This is a genomic window from Dictyobacter aurantiacus, assembly GCF_003967515.1.
Lineage (GTDB): Bacteria > Chloroflexota > Ktedonobacteria > Ktedonobacterales > Ktedonobacteraceae > Dictyobacter > Dictyobacter aurantiacus.
The window spans coordinates 996539-1017866 of sequence record NZ_BIFQ01000001.1; the positions used below are offsets into that span (position 1 = coordinate 996539).

General features: G+C 53.0%; 13 protein-coding genes. 10 read left to right on the forward strand and 3 right to left on the reverse strand.

Annotated features, from left to right (window positions below; translation table 11 throughout):
• The first annotated feature begins 36 nt into the window (after positions 1–36).
• From KTT_RS03995 to KTT_RS04030, 8 genes are all read left to right on the forward strand, one after another.
• Positions 37–1785 carry an Hsp70 family protein gene (locus KTT_RS03995; RefSeq protein WP_126594754.1) on the forward strand — a complete coding sequence of 583 codons (1749 nt, stop codon included), beginning with the start codon at positions 37–39 and terminating at the stop codon, positions 1783–1785.
• Positions 1782–3374, forward strand: a complete 1593-nt coding sequence (locus KTT_RS04000) for a hypothetical protein (protein WP_126594755.1) — start codon at positions 1782–1784, stop codon at positions 3372–3374. The genes KTT_RS03995 and KTT_RS04000 overlap by 4 nt, the downstream gene beginning before the upstream one ends.
• A 344-nt stretch (positions 3375–3718) precedes the next feature.
• Complete coding sequence (locus KTT_RS04005; protein WP_126594756.1) at positions 3719–6559, forward strand: tetratricopeptide repeat protein; 2841 nt, start codon at positions 3719–3721, stop codon at positions 6557–6559.
• 39 nt (positions 6560–6598) lie between these two features.
• Positions 6599–8095 (forward strand): helix-turn-helix domain-containing protein, encoded by a 1497-nt coding sequence (locus KTT_RS04010; RefSeq protein WP_126594757.1) that lies wholly within the window; start codon positions 6599–6601, stop codon positions 8093–8095.
• Positions 8096–8520: 425 nt separating this feature from the next.
• Complete coding sequence (locus KTT_RS04015; protein WP_126594758.1) at positions 8521–8859, forward strand: helix-turn-helix domain-containing protein; 339 nt, start codon at positions 8521–8523, stop codon at positions 8857–8859.
• Positions 8860–8978: 119 nt separating this feature from the next.
• Positions 8979–10052, forward strand: coding sequence for a serine/threonine protein kinase (locus KTT_RS04020; protein ID WP_160145622.1), 1074 nt, complete (start codon positions 8979–8981; stop codon positions 10050–10052).
• 18 nt (positions 10053–10070) lie between these two features.
• Entirely contained in the window at positions 10071–11042 is a 972-nt protein-coding gene (locus KTT_RS04025) for a hypothetical protein (protein WP_126594760.1), read from the forward strand.
• 60 nt (positions 11043–11102) lie between these two features.
• A complete protein-coding gene (locus KTT_RS04030) occupies positions 11103–12830 on the forward strand; it encodes a serine/threonine protein kinase (protein ID WP_126594761.1) in 1728 nt (575 codons plus the stop codon).
• A gap of 173 nt (positions 12831–13003) precedes the next feature.
• Here KTT_RS04030 and KTT_RS04035 read toward each other — a convergent pair whose 3' ends face one another.
• Positions 13004–15943 carry a DUF8128 domain-containing protein gene (locus KTT_RS04035; protein ID WP_126594762.1) on the reverse strand — a complete coding sequence of 980 codons (2940 nt, stop codon included), beginning with the start codon at positions 15941–15943 and terminating at the stop codon, positions 13004–13006.
• A gap of 345 nt (positions 15944–16288) precedes the next feature.
• Positions 16289–16951, reverse strand: a complete 663-nt coding sequence (locus KTT_RS04040) for a hypothetical protein (protein WP_126594763.1) — start codon at positions 16949–16951, stop codon at positions 16289–16291.
• Positions 16952–17755: 804 nt separating this feature from the next.
• Here KTT_RS04040 and KTT_RS04045 point away from each other — a divergent pair.
• Together KTT_RS04045 and KTT_RS04050 are read left to right on the forward strand one after the other, a co-directional pair.
• Positions 17756–18496, forward strand: coding sequence for a hypothetical protein (locus KTT_RS04045; protein WP_126594764.1), 741 nt, complete (start codon positions 17756–17758; stop codon positions 18494–18496).
• A 62-nt stretch (positions 18497–18558) separates the two neighbouring features.
• Positions 18559–20094 (forward strand): cache domain-containing protein, encoded by a 1536-nt coding sequence (locus KTT_RS04050; RefSeq protein WP_126594765.1) that lies wholly within the window; start codon positions 18559–18561, stop codon positions 20092–20094.
• A 127-nt stretch (positions 20095–20221) separates the two neighbouring features.
• On the opposite strand, the gene KTT_RS04055 is transcribed toward KTT_RS04050, so the two are convergent.
• Complete coding sequence (locus KTT_RS04055; RefSeq protein WP_126594766.1) at positions 20222–21208, reverse strand: hypothetical protein; 987 nt, start codon at positions 21206–21208, stop codon at positions 20222–20224.
• Positions 21209–21328 lie beyond the last annotated feature (120 nt).

Here is a 21328-nt window from a genome sequence, read left to right on the forward strand (position 1 = left end):
CTCAGCTAAGATGAAGGAAGGTTTAGTAAAAGCGACGTGAATGATCAGAAGCATATCATCTTTGGTATTGACCTGGGCACGACATATTCCTGTATTGCCTACGTTGATGCAAACGGGAAAGCCTGCGTAATCCCCAATCAGGAGCACGAGTTGGCTACCCCCTCGGTCGTCCTGTTTGAAAAGGGGGCGTGCATCGTCGGTGACGAAGCCAAAAATAGTGCCATCGTGAGCCCAGATCACGTTGTAGAGATGGTCAAGCGCCATATGGGCGAACCTGGATGGCGCTTTCATTATCAGGGACAGGAATATACTGCCGAAGAGATTTCTGCCTATATCCTGCGCAAACTGGCACTTGATGCGGAAAAGACCCTTGGTGTGCCGGTGAAAGATGTAGTCATTACCTGCCCCGCCTATTTTGGTATTGCTCAGCGTGAAGCCACGGCGCATGCAGGCGAGATCGCAGGCCTCCAGGTGCGCGAGATTATCAATGAGCCGACCGCTGCCGCATTAGCTTATGTACTGCAAGATGGGCGCGAGCAGGTAGTGCTCGTCTACGATCTTGGCGGAGGTACCTTCGATATCGCCATCATCGCTGTCAAACAGCATGCCACCACCGTCGTTGCAGCAGGTGGTGATCATCATCTTGGTGGGCGCGATTGGGATGAGGCGATCGTGACATATCTGGCGCAACAGTGGCAGGAGCGGACAGGCGAGTCTGAAGATCCTCTCGATACGCCTGAGACGCTGCAAGATCTCTGGCTCAAGGCTGAACGGGCCAAACGAGCGCTGACTGTACGCGAGAAGACCCGCATTCCCGTTTCCCATGCTGGCACGCTCGTCAAGGTCGAACTGACCCGAACCAAATTCGCTGAACTGACGGCTCCCTTACTCGACCGCACAATCTTATTTACAAAGCTGACCATGAACGCAGCCCGCAAGCGTGGTTACCTCGAGTTTGACCAGATCCTGCTGGTTGGTGGCTCGACGCGTATGCCACAGGTCGTAGAGCGGCTGACGCAGGAATTTCATCTGCCGCTGCGCCAGTTTGATCCCGACGAGGTGGTCGCTCGCGGTGCCGCGCTGTACGGCCAACGGCTCTATCTCCGGCAGCGTATCCGTGCCAGGGTAGCGGAGATGCAGCGACAAGATGCCATGGCGAAATCCGCGTTGTCGACTGTTCCCAGAAGCATAGGACCTGCCACGGAGCCGCTCACGCTCCCTGCGATGATCGGTTCGCCGGATCTGCCAACAACCGTACTGGACCGTGCTCGTGCCGCGATCGCTCGCTCGCTCAAGATCAGCGAGAAAGTGGTCAAGAAGCTGACCGCGTTTTCGATCACCAACGTCGCCAGCCATAGCTTTGGCCTCGTCGCCACGATCGATAATGGCACGTCTCTCCGCCGCAAGGTCGTCTCGAATCTCGTGCGCGTCAACGATCCTCTGCCCACGTTGCATACAAGAACCTATGGCACGCTTGAGGCGGGACAGGAGGTAGTGGCACTCGAAATCGTCGAGAATACCGAAGAGAGCTGGATTGTGGAGCAGGACGCGTATAACAGCCAGTCTGAGATTGGGGTTGTGACCCTGACGCTCTCGCCAGGCTTGCCGGAAGGCTCGCCAATCGAGGTGACTTTCGAGCTGAATACACAGGGCCGGTTGCGTGTAACCGGGCGCCAGCCTGACAGCAATACCATCATCAAAGCTGTTTTTGCGACAAAAGACTCGCTTACACCAGGTGAGCGTCAGAATGCCCGCGAACGTTCACAACAGATTCAGATTCTATGATGCTTTCCTCTCGACCCAACTTTTTTCTGCTCCTCGATCTGGATCCTGAGGAACCGTGGAGTGACAGCACGTATCAGAAGGCGTGTCAGGACAAGATTCGCCAGTGGGACCGCGAGAGTGCGGGCATCGCCAAAAAGGCCCTGCTGGCTCAGGCCAATCGTGCCCTGTTGCCTCAGATCCACCAGGTGATGGAGTGCGCGGAGTTACGCAAGCAGGAGGCCGAGGAGGCCAGAAAAATTCTGTATCGGCGCGATCAGGAAGCTCACGCGCGCTTTGAGCGGCAACTCGCCCTACTCAATTTGAAAGATGAGGCGGACCCCAAAGAGGTCGACCTCTTCATCCAGGAATTCAAGCATATTATGCCAGAGCCGTCTATCCAGATGCGCATCACAGTCAAGGTCCGCCCGGCTGATAAGGGCGATGATAATGGAAGCAAGCCACTGGATGCTTCGCTGGCGAGCAATATCGCTGATCGTCTGGAACTTATCCAGCAGAAGACGCTATACGATTTTTTGGGCTGCTCACGGACCTGCGTGACCAGCGAATTGCTGGCCAGGGCAAGCGAACTTTATGCGCAGGAGGTTCGGTTGCATCCTACGCCTACGACGATCGCCCGTGTAGAGCTAGCTGGTTTCGCGATAACTCTCTTCAAGTCGGATGAGATGCGAGCCCGCTATGATGAGACGCTGCGCCGGGGCGCGCTGCAACAACTGCTCGATGATCTCGCTGCCAGCATGAAGCGCAGCCCAACCAGAGAACTCCATCCGCGCCAGGTGCGCTATTATCTTGAGCGTGCGGCGGCGGCCGGCTGGTCGAAAGATGAGGCTTTCACACGCTTAAAAGAGCGGAGCCGTCTTCAGCAGTGGCTACTGACACTTCCGGCAAAAGATACGGAATGGCGTGTGGAGAACATTGCCATGGGTCTCCGCGATCCCTTCGATTCGCTGTTGCCGTCCGTGGACACCGATAATGTGCGGCAGATCCAGTATCGTCTGCATCACTCGGCGATTCGACTCTACTGGCAGTGGCCGGAAGGTTGCCAGGTTATCTTTCTCTCCTATCGCACGCAGCCCGGCCCGCTTCAACATTACGCACCGGATGTGATAACGTATGATGTCACACGCGCCGAGTATGAGCGGCGGGGGTATTATACGCTCAGCATTGGGAATGGAGATCAATCCTATCACCTGCTGATCTCGGCGATTGTGGAGCAGGACGGTGTGCGGCGGCTGTCCAGTGGCGTCCAACTGCATATCCATTGCTCTCCAACCCGGCTGACATATAAGATATTCCCACCACATCTGCTCCGCCGCCAGCGGTTGCTGGCGCTACAGATGGACCCGCCTGGTCTGCTCCCGTCGCTATTATTTGTTAGCCGCTCGCAGCGACCAGCGGCACAGCGTACGGATGGCGTGTTGATGCAGCGCATTGATAAGGGCCAGACAGATTCCCGAGGTGAGCTATTGATCCCGCTACCTGCGTTACCTTCATCACCAAAGATGTTTGGCAAGCTCTTTCTGGAAGATGAGCGCCTCGCCAGCACGATCCTCATTTACCATCCCGTCCCCGGCCAGATGCGATTAAACTGAAAGAAACGAAAGGACCCCTACGAACACGGAAACCGATCGCGCACGCCGAATCATCTGCCGCTGACAGAAAGCCAGATGGTAATAAATAGAGAAACAAGATGAGGATTGAGTCCAAATAGTCCCCCTTTCCGACTGTTATGTTACCGATAGTGATGTATACTATATAAAAGGTAGTGCTGAAAGATGGCTCGTGGCATAGACCATACTTGGGGTTTGAAAGGTAACAGGGCAGCTGAGCAGGTGAAGTATCAGCGCCGTTCAGATGAGTAGTACTACAATGATACGATAAGAAACAGCAGGGCATGTTTGCCTGGATACGACGGTGAGAAGAGAGTATTGTTGAGATGAACGTGGATATCGCTACGAAGCGTCTGCAGCGCGGCTGGTCGCAAGCGATGCTTGCGGAAGCGTTAGGAACAACAGTCAGCATGATAGCGGCCTGGGAAGAAGGAACGGATCAGCCCTCTCCTTTTTTTCATCAGGCGCTTCAAGCCGTCTTTGGCCAGGATAATCGGGACGAGGGGTGGGCACGGGGCGAAAATATGGCTTTTCTGCTCCTGCCCAATACCATGCCGTTGCCGGTCGTGCGCCGCGAGCAAGAGACGGGTCCGCTACTGATTATTCCAGATCCAGTGCGGCAGACTACCTTTGATCCGTCGCTGCCCAATCCTCCACGGGGTGCTAATAGCCTGGTTGGGCGTGAGGAACTGCTACAGAAGTTGCAGTGGCAGATCTTACGCCAGCGCAATCAGGTGCTCTATGGGTTGCCGGGCGTGGGCAAGACGGCTCTGGCCGTGGCCCTGGCGCACCAGCCGGAGATCCAGGCGCATTTCCATGAAGGTATCCTGTGGGCAGGCCTGGGTGTCAATCCACACATCTCTGGCATCTTGCGGCGGTGGAGCAATATACTGGGCATCTCCCTCCCGCGCGATAAAACCACAATTCGCCAGGAGGAGTGGCGGAAGATTTTCCAGAGCAAGCTGGGGCATGCGCGGCTGCTAGTGGTGCTAGATGACGCCTGGCAATCGGACGCGGTCGAGGCGCTCCAGGTTTTTGGTACCGAGTGTACCTATGTGCTAACCACGCGTTTCGGACGGATGGCTCGATACCTGAATGCCAGCGAAGCCATGCGCATCCCCGAGCTGACTGATGATGCCGCCGTGAAACTGCTCACACGCTTCGTGCCCGAAGTGTTGCAGCAGGAAGGAGAGACCGCACGTGAACTGGTGCATGCCGTCGGCGGCTTACCGCTGGCCCTTTCGCTGATGAGCAAGTATCTGGGCAGTAGCGCGGCCATGCGCCAACCCCGGCGTTTGCAGACCGCGCTGTCACACCTGCGCAATGCCGAGCGGCGACTGCGGCTGCATGTGCCTCAGCCGATGCTGGAAGTCCTCTCCTCCGTTCCCCCCGGAGCCAAGCTGTCCATCGAATCCGTGATCGCCGTAAGCGATTATCATCTTCCCGAAGCCGCGCGCGCCGCCTTGCGCGCCCTTGCCATCTTGCCAGCGCGGCCCACACTCTTGTCGCGCGCGGCAGCCCTCTTCGTCGCCGATACCAGCGAAGACGTGCTGGCGACACTGTGCGACGCAGGCCTGCTGGAACAGTGTGGCAGCGATTATTACGCGCTGCATATATTGATCGCCGACTACGCACGCACACTGGGAGCGAACGAGGAGGCGACACTGCGCTTGATCCGTTATGGAACACATTTCATCGAAGAGCATCATAATGATAGTGCGACCCTGGAACATGAGATCACCATTCTGCTCGCCGCGCTCGACAAAGTCTGGGAGCAGCGACAGGACGCGCTTCTAATTCACTGCAGTCATCTCCTGGTACCCAGCCTGTTCAGATGGGGTTGGTATACGGCGGCGGAAGAACTTCTGTGTCGCACCCATAGCGCAGTCGAGCAAAGTGGGCAGACAGCAGATCGGATTCAGGTGCTGGAGAACTTGAGCGCTCTGGCGTACCTGCAGGGGAATTATACCCAGGCCCGGACCTATGGCGACGAAGGGCTGCTTCTGGCCCGGCAGCAGCAGAACCGGGAAAGGATCGTTGGCCTGCTCACGATCCAGGGCGACATCGCTCATGAATTAGGTGATTACACACAGGCCGAACACTTTTATCGGGAAGGACTGATGCTGGCGCGTCAGCATAATAAACAGGAGCAAATGAGCGCGCTGCTTAAAAGCCTGGGAGTGCTGGCGAAAAATCGCGGCAATTATGTCAGGGCGCGTGAGTACTACCAGCAGGGGCTGGATTTGGCGCGGCAACTCGATCAACGTGATCAGATCAGCCGCCTGCTCATCAACCTGGGCGTCATCGCCACCGAGCTAGGAGAGTATCCACAGGCGGAAGAGTACTATCAGCAAGGGCTGGCGCTGGCGCAGCAACTGGGGCATCGCGAGCATATCTGCGTCCTGCATGCCAACCTGGGCGTGCTGGCCGACGCGCGTGGAGACTATACGCGAGCTGAAAAGTTCTTGCGTGAGGGGCTGGCGCTGGCGCGAGAGATGGGCCATCGTGAGCGCATCAGCTTGCTCATGCTCAACCTGGGTGTGGTGATCAATCGACGCGGCAATGACGTACAGGCGCTGGTCTTTTTGAACGAAGGGCTGGCGCTGGCGCGAGAGATGGGCCATCGTGAGCGCATCAGCCTCTTCCTGCTCAACCTGGGAGATATCTTCATGGAGCAGGGGCACCAGGAGCAAGCACTGGCATACTACTCCGAAGGATTGGCGCTGGCGCGGGAGATGGGCCATCAGGAGCGTATCAGCGATCTCTTGCTGCACCTGGGGACGCTGGCTCGGGAGCAGGATCAACTGCCTCAGGCCGAAAAGTATCTTCAGGAGGGTTTGACCCTGGCACGCCAACTCCAGTATCCGCAGTTAATCTGTCGCTTACTGGCGGCCTGGGGCGAACTGTACTTACAGCAGGGGAACTTCACGCGTGCACAGGACTTCTTTCAAGAGATGCTGGCATACGTACCCAGCGGCAATCACATCCTCACGGCGCACGCCCAGTATGGCCTGGCCTGTATCGCGGTCAACCAGGGTGAGCTAGAAAAAGCCCGAACCCTGGCTGAACAGAGCTATCGAACCTATGAGGCTCTGGGACATCGCAAAAAGAGCCTGGTCGGAGAGCTCTTGCTTCGCCTGCTCTATCCTCCAGCTAGCTCGATGTGAATTTTATGAAGAACACGACATATTTCATGAGAAGAGTAGATGAATAGTAATTCGCTAAAAGCAGAAAGAGAGTTGCGCGGGTGGTCTCTGGCAAGGATTGCGGACGCATTAGGGATCACCACCAGGACCGTCATTCGCTGGGAGAAAGGGCAGGCGATGCCCTATCCCTACTATCGCGAGCAGTTGTGCGCCCTGTTTGGCAAAAGTGCTTATGAACTTGGTCTGGAGCCGGGTGGTGAGGAAGGAGAGAAAACTGTACGCGTGGCAAAGCACCTGGGCGATCAATCATTCTCACAATCTCCCAGACCGGCCTCCTATCTGATCGATAGCATGATCCCTGAAGCACTAGGTCGAGGAGGGAACTTGTTGGGGCGGAGCGAATTGCTGGAGCAGATAAAAGAGAGTTTGCGAGAGGGAGAGCTGCTGGCTTTGTATGGTCTGCCGGGCGTGGGCAAGACGGCCCTGGCCGCGGCGCTGGCGATCGATAAGCAGATTCAGGAGCGTTTCCCGGATGGTATTTTATGGGCAGGACTGGGAACGCAGCCGAATATCGTGGGCCAGTTGGCTCGCTGGGGCTCGTTGCTGTGTATCCCGCAGCATGAGGTTAAGGATAGTGGCAGCCGGGAAGCCTGGGCGCGCACGCTACAGGCTCGTATTGGCTCACGTGCGATGCTGCTCATCATCGACGATGCCTGGACTGCTGAGGACGCACTGGCCCTCCAGATTGGAGGGGCACACTGCGCCCATCTGTTGCTGACGCGCCTGCCACAGGTCGCGCTGGCCTTTGTCCAGGAAAACATGCTGGTCGTTCCCGAAATCTCTGAAGATGAAGGCCTGGAACTCTTTGCCCGCTATGTGCCCCGTCTCGTCGCTCGCGATGAGGAATGCGCCCGCACCCTTGTGCGAGCGGTTGGAAGTTTGCCGCTGGCATTGACATTAATGGGCAAATATCTGGCGCTTCAGGACCTCACCGGGCAGCCGCGACGAGTGCGGGCCGCGCTCACACGCCTGCACGAGGCCCAGAATCGCTTACATCTGAGCATGCCCATTACTGTTCAAGAGCGCCCGCCGCACCTGCCCCCTGGCATCCCAATCTCACTGCACGCCACCATTGCCGTGAGCAACCAGTGTTTGAGCACGCAAGCGCAGGCGATGCTGCGCCGTCTGGCCCTGTTCGCGCCCAAGCCCAATAGCTTTAGCGAAGAAGCGGCACTCGTCGTTGGCGGCGAACCGGCGGAGATACTGGATGAATTATGGGATGCCGGCCTGCTGGAATCGTGCAACGAGGAGCGCTACACGCTGCATCAGACGATCGTTGATTATGCGCGGACCGATCAGCCGCAGGATATTGCCGCCCTTCGCCGACTTGTCCAGCATATGTTCAGCTTCCTCGAAGATCACGTTCATGATCGCGAACTCCTGGAAATCGAGACAATAAACATCCTCACCGCGCTTGAAAGCGCTGCCCACCTCCAGGTACAGCCCGAAGTCATGCTGACGGAAAGCGCCTGCTCCTGGCTACAAACGCTACGGTGAACTTGTCACCTACCTGATAGTTTTTGAACTTGTACCACCTCACACTCATAGAGTATCCTTATTTCAAGAAGCAGAGCTTCTACTAAGTATCTGCTCTGGATCCATGACCACGTAGTCCAACAGACAAAATACCACTGGTTGCCCATTTTCAAAGAAAAGGATGGTTTTACATGTGGCGTTCATTAACATATGATAGTGACCTGTTTGTACTGTTCTTGCAGCACGATCGCATCCAGCAAAGCATGGAAGGCTCAACTGGAACTGGTGATGGCTAGCCTTCCCAGAAAGGCACCCTGAGTGACTGGGGCTATCCCTTCAGGGTAGCACATACGGACGTACATGTTGCATCGATATCAGGTCAACATGATGACAAACTATAGGACGTAATGGCCAGCAGGTGGCATTAACGAGAGGAGAGACGTAACATGCAGCTTTTAGAAGAGAGAGCAGTAGAAGAGAAAAAGAACACGCTCACTGCGATAAAAGATATTCGCTGGTATAATGAGCAGCATTCTATTATTATTCAAGGTAGAATCGTCAAATTGACCATGAAAGAATATCAGTTGCTTTTCCCATTAAGGCAGGGAAAGCCAATTACCTACGCGCAACTGGCGATGTCCGTGTACGGTTGCTCGCTTGATGGAAAGGTGCGTTTGATGATGGACAAACACATTGACCGGATACGTGGTAAACTGCGTGGGAGGGGACTCTATATCTACTGCGTGCTGAACTATGGCTATGTCCTGCTCCCAGAGATATGGTGACGTAGTGAGTTCCTGGTAGTTGCGAATACGGTGTGGCGGAAAACTATACTTCTTTCCCCCTATGCAAAGGGTAGGCTGCGCGTTCATAGTGTTGGTAAAGAGAAAGGAGCGTGATGCACATGGAGATATACAATGATCCCTACCTGGGGCAGATGATTCGAGGATATCGTCTGGAGGAACGGCTGGGGCAAAGCAACGTTACGAGGCTGTATCGCGCGCAAACACGTGATCCCTGGCAGACCCCCAGGCTCAGTTTTATGCTGCTCCCTCTGTCGCATACGCTAAGCGAACCTGCGCGGGAGCGCTTTCTCACGCGTTTTTTCAATGAAGCCAAGCGATGCGTCAAATTGCGCCATTCTGCTCTGTTCCCCCTTTTCGGATACGGCTTGCAAAAAGATTATTGCTATCTCATACTGCCTGACATCGTGGGAGGAACGCTGGCGTTCCATTTAAAACGACAAATACGCTGGAATCCGTCTGATATCCCTCATATTCTTACGCCTGTCGCACATGCGCTGGATTACATGCATGGACAAGGTCTGGTCTATGAATATCTCAACCCCAGCAATATTTTCTTGTCTGATAGGCAGCCGCCGTGCGTTCTTGGTGTGCGTCTGGAACATATCTTGTGCCAGGCTGGGCTAGGCGACGAACATGAGCGCGAGGATGCTCCTTTACGGAACATCGCTGGCACCCCGCTGGGCCTGGCTGAGTATCTCGCACCTGAAGTCATCAAAGGTGGGCCGATCGATGCCCGTGCCGATGTCTATACACTTGGCATTTTGCTCTTTGAACTGCTTAGCGGACGTCCTCCCTATCGCGGGAGTAGTCATACGGAAACCGCATACCTGCATTTGCAGGGGCCACTGCCGTCGCTCCACTCGATCGTGCCTGATATTCCCCCAGGGCTCGAAATCGTGGTTGATCGCGCGCTTCATTATAATCCCCAATGCCGTTTCTCCACGCCAGGCGAGTTAATACAGGCATATGAACGGGCACTGAATAAATATCAGCAGACGGAGCAGGCAGTTCGCCATGAACAAAGCGGCAAGCTGACGCCTTTGATGCCCTTTCCACCTATACCACTGGAGAGGAAGCAAGCGATCGAAACAATGGTGCAGGAGATTCATCAGAGGATCGAAAAAATTCTTGCTTCTCAGTTGGAGAAAAAAGCGTATGAGATAGATTGCTGATAGGAGGAAGCGCATAGTATGGATACATCCACAGATGATAGACAGAGTCAGGTCGGGGCTGACACTCTGAATGTCAGCAGTTCTCTGTCCAGGACTGACGCTCTGGATGTCAGCGACATCAAAGGACCGAGGAGGACAGACGCAGTCGCGTTATATACGCAGTTCTACACCTTTATCAAAGAGCTGACGCAGGTTCTGGAAGGAGATTTGCGTGTCAAACTGACGATTCCTGAGGGGAATATGGGTGTGCTGGCAGAAGTCTGTAATGCCTTAATTGAGAAACTGGTCCAGTTCTCGCGTTGGACCTTGTATAGTGCGGAACAAACGATCTCAACTTCGCATGTGCTCCTGGATCATGCCGTCACGCATGCGCAGGTCGCCGAACACCAGATTCTTCAGATCGCCAACGTCATTAGCTCTCTGGAGGGTACTGTCACTTCGGCCCAGCGTCTGAGCAGCGCGCTTTATCTCAGCGCAGCGAACGGACGCGAGCAAGAGACGCGACTCATACGAAAGAAGTTGATTATTGAAGAAGATATATCACAGGTTTCAAAAGAATCAGAATCAAATTTAGCAGAAAAATTATTAAATAAAGAAGATATAGAACAAACAGAATTTGAAATAGATGAAATAGATAAAAAAAGCGTGCAACTCTCCTCCGAAAAGAGCCAGGAGGAGAGCACGATTGATGGCGAGACCATTACCGTGTCCCGGTTGCTGATCCAATTGGTGGCAAACACACAGAAACAATTCTATACGTTGGAGGAAACATCGCGTGCCCTCTCGGAGAATGCTGGCGCCACCGAGGTCAGCATCGGCGACCTCTACACCGCCGTCCAGTCTCTGCATACCTCCACTATCCAGATATTGCAAATGACCGAGCATATCGGCGAACTGCTCAGGATCGCCGAAGATTGGAAACGTTCGATCGAGGGATTACGTCTGCCTGAAGAAGAGCAGAAAGAAGCCGAGACAGGATGGCTGTTGTGAGAGGGGTAGGGGTATACAGAGAAAATGAGAGATACGGGGCGTGCTAGAAGGATAGAATAAATGTTGATCTGTCGTATTTGCGACAAAGAAAATGAGGAGGATTCGCGTTTTTGCCGCTGGTGTGGCGCGCCTCTTCAGACCAGTGCAAGCACTGGCCTGCTGCCACCTCAGTCGCTGCTTCAGCATGGGCGCTATCAAATCATCAAGCGTCTGGGGCAAGGAGGTATGGGAGCCGTCTATCAGGCGTGTGATCTCCAGCAGCAGCGCGTCGTCGCGGTGAAAGAGATGAGCCAGAACGGGCTCAGCGACGAAGAACTGCGTGAGGCCATTGCCGCCTTTACGCGCGAGGCTGAGTTGCTGGCCCGTCTCGATCATCACAGCCTGCCGCGCATCTATGAACAATTTGAGGATCAGGACCGGCGCTACCTGGTGATGGAATTTATTGAGGGTGTTACGCTGGAGCAGTATCTGGGAGAACGGCAGCAAAAGCAGAAAAGCCTGGAAACTGCCCTGGTGCTGGATATCGGCATGCAACTCTGTGTCGTGCTGGACTACCTGCATACGCGGCAGCCGCCGATCATCTTTCGCGATCTCAAGCCAGCCAATATCATGTTAACCCCACAAGGGCAGGTTTACCTGATCGATTTTGGCATCGCGCGCCTCTTCAGAGCGAACCAGACGAAAGACACCGTGGCACTAGGATCACCGGGCTACGCGTCCCCGGAGCAGTATCGCCAGGCTACCTCGCCGAGCTCCGACCTCTACAGTCTGGGCGTTGTATTGCATCAACTGTTGACCGGTGACGATCCTATACAGAATCCCTTTCACTTCAAGCCGTTCTCTCTCAATATGCCGAAGCTGGAAAAACTGGTCATGCAGATGGTCGAAGCCGAGGAAACTAAACGCCCTGCCGGCATGAAACATGTGCTGCGGGCGCTGGATGCTATAAAGCGCGGAGGGACAGGCAAGGATGGGCGCCGTGTGCAACCAGGCCGAAGAGACCAATGGGTACCTGGAGAACGTACTGGCAGTGCTGGTTTCAAGCTATTCCGCGTCTCGCTCTTGATTTCGGCGGCAACGCGAGATCGGCTGATCGGGGACGCGCTGCGGGACTATCTGGCGATGCTGCTCAATGCCATTCCAGGTGTCTCTATTCAGCGCAATGGAAGCCATGCTGACCTCACCATCCTGCTGCTCAGCGACGGTTTTCTGGGTTCATCCACCTGCCTGGCAAACGCCGAAGACGCGCTGGCGCGGGCCGCCACGGGTGATGGCAAAGTCCTGGCATATCTTGTATGCCCTTGTGCCTGGCAAACAAGTAAACTTGGATCGATCGCACTGGCCCTGCCCGAAACAATTGCACACCCAAGCCTCTACGCGCAGGAGCAACGCATCGTCGCGGTAGCCAGGAGCATTCGTCTTCAGCTTGTCGCCCAGATGTTGCAGGGGACGCAGGCCGGGCCGATGAATCTGCTGCTCTGGTTGCTGTGGCAGTTCTATAGTAACGGGGGAAATGTCTGCCCCTATTTTGTGGTCGGAGGTTATGCGATTAAATATATGCGAGCCTCGCAATTTACCGGCATCCTTTTCTCTGTTTCTGATCTTCAGAGCGGACAGGAAATCATGAGTTATACATTGGATGTGCATAACAGTACGCGCCTCAGCGACCTGCTGGCGCTCGTTGCTCCACAATGCGCATCGCCCGTCGAGGTCCTGGGTATCGCGATGAGTGCGCTGCCGCAGTTGACCGAAATACAAGAGATTACCTTGCTCCCATCACCCTGGTAGTTCTTGCGCTCACTCGCGTCCGCTGAGCGGCCAGGCAGTTATTGTATGTTGGAGCATCGGGTGCGCGGATGCGCACCCGATGCTCCAACATACAATAAGCCTTTGAAAGACTTGCCCACGAAGGTGCTCTGGAAACTTCTCAATGGCCTTTGATACATGTATATTCTTTAACATTAGTGCTGGCGTGTTTTTCTATTATGCTTCTGTTGTTGTATCAGATCCTCACGCTCACCCTCTCGTTGCATCAGATCCTCACGCTCGCCCTCTATTTCATCGCGGATCACCATCTCCAGCAGCTCGTTTTCTTCTTGCTCCTCCTTTGTAAGATCAGGAACGAGCACGGAGGACTCCTTCGTATCCGGCGCCGGCCCTCCCATGCGCGGGAACGTTTCTCGCTTCTTTCGCACGTCTTCCGCGCCTTCGTATTGGGCCTCACCCTCCTGAATAACCCTTTCCCGGTGCCTCTCGCGTGGTTTCTCTGACAGTGTGGGACGTGGCAGAGGTGGTGCAGGAGACTCCGAGGACGGTTCAGGCTCGGAGACCGGGGCCAGGCGAATGTTGCGCAACATAGCCTCGCTCAGGCGTTGATCAATCTCGGGGATGGGGTTGGTGTAGCGGACGCGACAGCGGGTACGAATGCTCTCGGCCTGTATGCCATCAACGTGCGCTGGCGGGAGGAGCTTCAAGGAAAAGGTCGGCTGGCGGCGGCCTCCCGCCAGGACAGAGACATAGCAGGTGTTGATATCAAGATGGAGGATATCTTCCCGATCCACACCCAGTTCTGGTGCAAGGAATTCCGCGTCAGGTGCGGATAGATTGAAGGCCACAATTTGTCGAACATTCGCTTGCAGCGCTGGCCACACATAGGGACTGATCCTCTGCAAATAGTCAACCGACTGCGTAGCCATAAAGAAGCTCGCACCATATTTGTGCAGCTCTGACAGGGTGCGATAGTCCGCGCCCGCCACGCGCTGAAACTCGTTGATGATGATTGGCAAGCGCGGCGCCTCTCGATATCCCAGATATCCTTGATCCTCCAGGATATTCTGAATCAGTCCCAGTAGCGTCGCGCCAATCATTGATGCCACATCGTTACCAACAACGCCTCTGGCTAGCTTGAACAGAATAATCTTGCGCTCTTTGATCATCTGCGGGATATGCAGTGTGGAGATACCCTGGCCCAGAATGCGCCGCGCTGCCTGATTCTCGAATTTTGCCACTTTGGCCGCGATCGGATTGATGATGTCGCGCTGCTGCGCGGGGGATAAGGGCTCGTAGTATTCCCGCCACCAGCGATGCAGATAGTCGTCCTCTACCTCTTGCAAGAGGGCATGGCAGAAATTCGCTCTGGTGAGCAAGGGCAGGATATCGAGCAGCGTATATTGCAGCATTGGCCCGTTTTGAGGATCACGCGCGACCAGCGCTTTGTTGGCCTCGAAAAGTGTGCGCAGGCTGATCTCGAAGGCGTTTTCCATGCGCGCATTCCAGCTCGCGGCCCAGATCTGTGCCAGCATCTTGAGCAGATCAGCAATAAACTGGTCGCGCCGATAGCCCAGCGTGACATCCAGTGGATTCAGGCCGATCGAGGCAAGCTTGTCTGAAAGATCGATGAAGACAACATCCTCAGCTCGCGCGGCTGGTACATGTTGCAGCACATTCTCACAGAGATCTCCAAAGGGATCGATCAGCACCATGCCGCCGAGTTCCATAGCCTTCTGCGCGATATGCTCAATAAAGGTGCTCTTCCCCTCTCCCGACTTGCCGACGATCAGGCTATGAAAGGTAAAAAATTCTGGCGTAAACGCGAAGGGGAGCCGATATCCGGCGTGCTCGGAATAGCCAATAGGCGGCAACCCCTGGCACTGACGCGTTACAGCCGGCGGGATCAGCAGGGTGCGCGAGCGGCGATGCTCAACCAGGGCGAGTTCCGGCAGGGCCTGTGGGTTAGGCATATGCCAGAGCGAGGCCAGCGCGTCCACACCAATCATATGACGCGATAATCTCAGCCCTTTCTGCCACTCCGCCTTTCCAGCCCAACGATTGATCAGCAGGCGTCGGGCAGCTCGCGCAGAGATCCGGCGCGGCACAAAAAACGCACCATCGGCCATATGAAATTGCCGGTAGGCGGCGACCATGCGAATCAAGAGCGTCTTGCGTATCTGGGCCTGCGCCTTTTTGCTCATGGGATCATTCGCCGTCATCTCTGGTCCCATCACATACAGGCGCAGACGCGCACGATAGGCCATGCGCGACGTTTTCTGTGCCACAACCCGCGGATTGTACATTGAACGGCGTTTCCACCACGAGTCGACAACCATGCTGAGCACAATGATCAGCCCTTCCACCAGCAGTGCTCCGCAAACCCAGAGTATAATCTGGCCTTGCTGCGAGGCTGGCACCTGGGAGCCACGCCCGATGCAGATCTGGACAATCGATTTCAAGAACCAGGGCGGCATGGCTGGGCGCAGCAGTAGAAATAGGCCGATGAAGATGACAAGATGAATGAATAGGATGTTGCTGAAGCCTTCGCCCAGGATCGCAGTCAGCAATGTGCGCTCTTTGTTCCGGCGCTCCTGTGCCAGAGGACTTTCCAGGGCGCGGCGCATATTCCAGCGCGACCAGTTGGTGACGGCCGGCGTCAACGCGATCTGGGCGACGGCCCGTGTGTGCTCTGGCAGGTGACCCAACGCGGCTAGCAGACCAAGCAGCGGATCAGTGCCCTCTTTCTGCTCCTCCTGCCAACTGCGCAGCGGCAGATACGACGCGCTCCCGGCCTCCAGCTCAACAGCGGAAACAGCCTCTCCCGGATCCAACCGGAAAGGATCGTCATGGCTGCGCAACGGGCGTATTTCGCTCTGAGGATACTGGGCGCGCAGGAGCGCTTCGACATGATCCAGTGCGCTTTGAGAGGTCGCACGCACGATAAAACTGCGCCACTCCTGGGTGCCAGCCAGTTCCAGCGTGATCGGATGCTGCCGATCGAGCACCAGGCTCTGCATCGTGGCTTCGAGCGCGATAGCATGCTCTTTGTTTGAATGGAGCGGAGGAATAATGTGCAATGCAAATATGGATACGGGGTTCTGCCCATTCTCAAAATTCATCTCTTGTTTCATGACTATCCATTTGAGCGGCGCGCTCGTCTACACGTAGATCGCGCTGCTCCTCCTTTCCTCATCCGCATAGGTCCCCTCTCGTCCTATTCGTCCATGTAAAACGCGATAGCCAGGTCATACTGACATTCCCAGAGTGGATACAGCCAGGCAGGTTCACCAAAGCCGTAATTGTCCATTCATACAACACGAACGTGGTCATGACACCATTTCTATGATAACAGCGCTCAAGGGGAACGAGCAGAGGGATATGGGGACAGTTTCATCATGCAACGGAGTTGCGCTTACCTTTCAGGATAGGGTGTAGCTGGTAACTATTCAGATGGGTAGCATAGAGGAGGCCAGATTTCACGAGCCTGGCTCCTTTTGCTCATGCAAGTGCGGCAAGTTTTGCTTAACATAATCCAGGTAGTTGGAAGCCGCCTCTGCAAACTTTGTAGGCTCCACACTACCTATGACATCATCGCAGTCCCAGATAGCAAATTGACGATGCACGACCTTTGTCAGCCTGGAAAGTTTTTCCTGCTGGCGCTCGTTGAGAATATTGAAGCTGCATACAAGCTCATGACGAACCTGTGCACCAACAAAATTCAATCGATTCTTTAAAGTCTCTATAGAACTTTTAGTAGCAGAGTCTGGTGAGTCTTTTATATGGCTTGACAGTTTTATCCCATCTTCTAGTATCGCTATATATGCATTCTTTTCTACAGGTGACATTTTTTCCAGAGCTGCACGGTTATATTCCGGCCTCGAATCTGGGAAGAAATCAGCAAATTTTAGCAAGAACTCCCTAGAAGCCTGTCTGGCTTTCTCGGGATTTGTGCCGTAGTGCATAGAAACGACATCCCGATGGTAGCTCTTCCATTCCTTCGAAATTTGTTCAATGCACTTAGTTATCTCCTTGTTACGACGGGAATTGGGCTCACCGCCAAGCTCTTTCTTAGCCTGGCTGATAATCTCATCTACTGTCTTCTTCAACTCACCCATGACTCTTTCAGATGATGGATACATCGATAGTTGCCTCTTCTTAGTTGACCATTTATGGTATCTGATCTCTCGCGTGCGCGTCCAGATTGAACTTCGCTTGAAGCCTGAACAATTTCAGATCCGGTTGAGACGTGATCTCCCGATCCTGACCGAGCTTCTATTTTGTAAAGCCGTCTCCCGGTTGGTCGAGCTTCCCCTGAGTCACTTTTCTTTCCCATTCCAAATAATCGAGCCCATCTGCCTCCTTTTCTAGGTTGGCTATTGGAGGTTTCTGTTGGCTGATTGCTCCACGCTAATACATTAGAAGATGAAAATCGCTGGCTCGAATCATTCACGGGTTCCATGCGTTTCTGTTTCGTGACTTCTCGTGGTCCTGGCATATATTTACCCCTTTCCCATATCATATATCGTATCTATCGGCGTGCTCGTAGAGGAACGCCAATGAACAAAAGCTAGCTTCTCATCGCACGAGAATGTGCTGTGCCAACCTCTTCTGATCGGAAAATTGATCATGAGGTTCTTCTGCCGCTTTAGTCTAAAATAGGCCATGCGTTTTCCCCTTTCAAGGGAATAATAGGGACACTCTCTCGATCCTCTCTCCAGCTTGAGTAACAGAGGCATCGACTACAGCTCGCACCATTTCATTTATACTTACGAGTCATATAATAGAGGAGAATTACCAAAAACTGTCCCTACTTTCAACTCGCATAGAACCACTGTTCCGGTTAGACTAATAGAGATGAACAATAGCAGGTTGGTGCAAACTTTGCATCTCATCCCATTGGCAGCTCGTAAAGGATATCATTTTTGCTCAGGGAGAGCGTATACATGTATACTTTTAGCCTTGGAACATTACTCTACGTTGCAAGAATTCGCCAATTAAAGGGCACATTCCGTTCAGCAGTTTTTTATGGTTGTGGTGATTTTCATGACCCCTGTGTTGCAATTGTTACTGTACAATCGGGCGTTATGCTCTCTTGCAATATATATAACCGTTTTTCACAAATTATAGATATTACAGAGGGTATAATAGATCTACTGTATCATACTATAGTAGAATGGTTCTTTGATGATGCAACCGATGAGCATATTCCATCCTTTAATTCTCCATCAACTCCATCTTCACCAGATTTGAGCCAATCTTCACCAATTCCTGGTTCGCAGATGGGGAATCCACAGCAGCCAAGAACATCACCACTCAAAGATATAGGGAATCCACAGCAGCCAAACCATTTTCCATCTGGCACATTTTCTTATTCGCCAGCCACGAAAAATCCATCCGGATCATTCGCGTTCCCGGTAGAACCTCATTCCTCTGTTCCACCGCACAACAATAGGTCGCAGTCGGATGGTTTTCATAATCTGATCCCACATCGCATAAAAGCTGTTCCGCGGTCTGAAATTCTTCAATGGAAAGAAAATGTCAAAAGCATCTATATGCGCATCAATGGGATCAATACTATTGCTCAAATAGCCAGTATGCTCTCTCTTCCAGTTTGGGATGATGTACGACACATACTGCTACAGCTAGAGAAAGATGGCCTGATAGTGTTGAAGAGGCCAGTATAACAGAAAGAATCCACATTCTTCCTTCATCAAAATCACTCGTGTATTTTTAGGAGTTCGTACTTATGGCAACCACACACAAAAAGTTTCGCTGGTCATCAACTTCGATCGTGATTACCCTCGCTTTTGTTCTCGCAATCATTGTTCCATTCATTGCTATACTCAGCTATACTTATGCCTACTCACGGCCTGCTTTAATCAATGATTCGGAACAGCGCTTACAGAATGATGCGCAAACTCGTGTTCAATTAATTGATACGTATATTAATGAGCGGATACTCGACATTGAGACACTGGCTCAGGTTTCCAGTGTACAAACTTTTGTTATTGAGCCTCCACAGCCAACTGCCGCTTACAAAGATGATGCAACACATGCTGAATATGCGCTGATCGCTGGTATTTTTCGTGATAAAGATTATCAGACCTGGACATTATTCAATACGAAAGGGAATATGCTACTCTCCTACCCTGTGGCACCTGCTAAGCGTGGCAATACCTTTATCCCCACCGAGGTACAGAGCGTCATGCGTGGTCAAACAATAATCTCGCCTGTTTATTATAACCCGCAGTTAAACGAGGCAACAATTGATCTGTACTCCCCCATCACTGCCCCAACCGCTCAACCGGGTAAGCCAGGGCCAATCATTGGTTGCATTCGCGCAACACTAAGCTTAAATCATATTTGGAACGATATTATTCAGCCCGATAAAGGTAGTAATGGTTCAGGCAGTACCGCCTTTATATTAGATGCAAATGGTGTGCGTATCGCAGATGCCAGTAAACAGAATATATTTACAACCGTTCAGCCTCTAAACAGTACGCTCGTGAATACTATTGCGCACGAGCGGCGTTATGGCACAAGCAGTTTGCCAAAGGTACAGGCGAACGCTGATATTGCTCATGTGCTCAATACTGTTACCAAGACCTCATCGGTAATGCTACAAACACAACCCACGGGCACAAATGAGCCGTATCAGGTGGTTGCACTGGAAACAAAAAACCCGTTTCTGCACTGGTATTATTTCGTACTCAGTCCCGTCAGTACCCTGACCAGCGTGGCTAATCAGCAATTGCTCGCTACTCTTGGCATTGCACTGTTAGAGGCGCTTGTTGTTGGTATTATTGCCCTCTTCGCTCGTCAGAGTCTCGTTCGTCCGATTCTTAACGCCGTTGATCATCTCAGAAGTAACAGCTCTATGCTGGGTTTGCTCGCGCAAAAACAGCAACAGGCAGCTGAAGAACAGATGTTTGTCATTGGCTCTTCACAAGAGAGACTTCAATCAGTTCAATATTACACTGATGCAACAAAAATAGCTATTCAACGTTTAAATACTATCTCAACACAATTATCTGCGAAATGGGAACAGCATGATGAGCGAACAGTAGAAAATGCCATTCAGCAACTGTATGCAATTATCCACTACCTGGAAAATGCATCAAAATATCAGGATAATAGCAATCGAAAGCTGTCAGATGTACTCAATTCCGCGACCTTGACCAACGAGATATTGCATTCAGGTTCTATCTCTGCATCAGAGGCTGCGGAACAGGCTCAGATGATTGTGATGCAGTTGCTCTCGATTATTGGTAAGGCGAATTGATGCCTTTGGCTCAGGGGTAAGATCGGCCCGATTAGGAAGATTATTCGGATGTTCTGGTGTAGTGCCAGTCGTGTGCGCCGCGTACGGCTGGCACCACACCAGAACATCCAATGGTGCACGGGACGATTCAGGGTCCCTCCAGGACGCAACCTTGTCTTTGATTATCCCACTCCTCCTGGATCAGATAGAGATTTCCATGCCAGGTGACGTTCCCAGCGATTTGTAGATCGATAGTTGCGGGTGGCAAGGGACATTTATCAGCCATCTCATTCCCATTCTGGTCGGACCAGCCAATGAGATAGGGATCGGATACCGCTTCCATCAGTTCATGAGATGCTATTCCCATGGCGATATCGGAGATATGGTCATGGTTGGGTGATTGTGGTGCATCCACGCACTGCTCCTGGCCGTTAGCATAGGGATAGTAGACATCGGCAATGGGAGAACCATGCTGGAGATTCTGTTCGTCGGACCGGTCCCCGAGATATCCGTGCGCACCACAACCGTTACTCACGATAGGAAATAGGAAGAAGAGGTTGTGAGCAGTATGGTAATCCCAGCCATTGCTGGTGGCGACCTTGATGATTTCCTTATGAAGATATGCGCCCCAATCAGAACCGATTGACGTGCGGAAGGCGTCTGGAAATGGAGTCGTCCGGTCCGTTTTGATGCCTGAAAGGTGAACGCCCGTTGGGGCGCGTCCTTGAGCATCGGTGTATTGCAGCATATTCGCGTACAGAGGACTGCTGCCAACGTCCTGGAAGAATCTGGTCAGAAGATAGATGTATTGCGGGGTTGGTTCCTGATACTGAGGATCGATCCAGAAAATGAGGTAGACGTTGGCGATGTTATCAATCACGGGACCACCATGATAGATCAAGTTCGTATTGTGATGAGCATCGATGGCGGAATCGACGCGAGGCGGCGGGTTGTAGGTTGGCCAGTCCGCTTTTGTTATAGTGGTGGTGTGTGTTGGACTGATTGTTGACCCTCCTGGTGTCGTCTGACTGCCAGTTGTGAAGGTTATATTCGTACGACAGAAGACACAGGTTGAAAGCGCAAGGACAAGCAATACGATACTACCTGATATTGAGCAGGACAGGATTTTTTTCATCCCTGGCATTCCTCTCTAAGCTGATATGTATATAGTGTGTATTGTGCTAGTTGCTCAGATACATGTTGCGGTCTCCGAAGTATGTCATAGAGAGGTGACCGATAAGATCGGTGTATATCA

Excerpts from the sequence above, each read along its gene's own strand:
- KTT_RS04000 (WP_126594755.1), top strand. The coding sequence starts at position 1,782 with ATGATGCTTTCCTCTCGACCCAACTTTTTTCTGCTCCTCGATCTGGAT.
- KTT_RS04005 (WP_126594756.1), top strand. The coding sequence starts at position 3,719 with ATGAACGTGGATATCGCTACGAAGCGTCTGCAGCGCGGCTGGTCGCAA.
- KTT_RS04010 (WP_126594757.1), top strand. The coding sequence starts at position 6,599 with ATGAATAGTAATTCGCTAAAAGCAGAAAGAGAGTTGCGCGGGTGGTCT.
- KTT_RS04015 (WP_126594758.1), top strand. The coding sequence starts at position 8,521 with ATGCAGCTTTTAGAAGAGAGAGCAGTAGAAGAGAAAAAGAACACGCTC.
- KTT_RS04020 (WP_160145622.1), top strand. The coding sequence starts at position 8,979 with ATGGAGATATACAATGATCCCTACCTGGGGCAGATGATTCGAGGATAT.
- KTT_RS04025 (WP_126594760.1), top strand. The coding sequence starts at position 10,071 with ATGGATACATCCACAGATGATAGACAGAGTCAGGTCGGGGCTGACACT.
- KTT_RS04030 (WP_126594761.1), top strand. The coding sequence starts at position 11,103 with ATGTTGATCTGTCGTATTTGCGACAAAGAAAATGAGGAGGATTCGCGT.
- KTT_RS04035 (WP_126594762.1), bottom strand. The coding sequence starts at position 15,943 with ATGAAACAAGAGATGAATTTTGAGAATGGGCAGAACCCCGTATCCATA.
- KTT_RS04040 (WP_126594763.1), bottom strand. The coding sequence starts at position 16,951 with ATGTATCCATCATCTGAAAGAGTCATGGGTGAGTTGAAGAAGACAGTA.
- KTT_RS04045 (WP_126594764.1), top strand. The coding sequence starts at position 17,756 with ATGTATACTTTTAGCCTTGGAACATTACTCTACGTTGCAAGAATTCGC.
- KTT_RS04050 (WP_126594765.1), top strand. The coding sequence starts at position 18,559 with ATGGCAACCACACACAAAAAGTTTCGCTGGTCATCAACTTCGATCGTG.
- KTT_RS04055 (WP_126594766.1), bottom strand. The coding sequence starts at position 21,208 with ATGAAAAAAATCCTGTCCTGCTCAATATCAGGTAGTATCGTATTGCTT.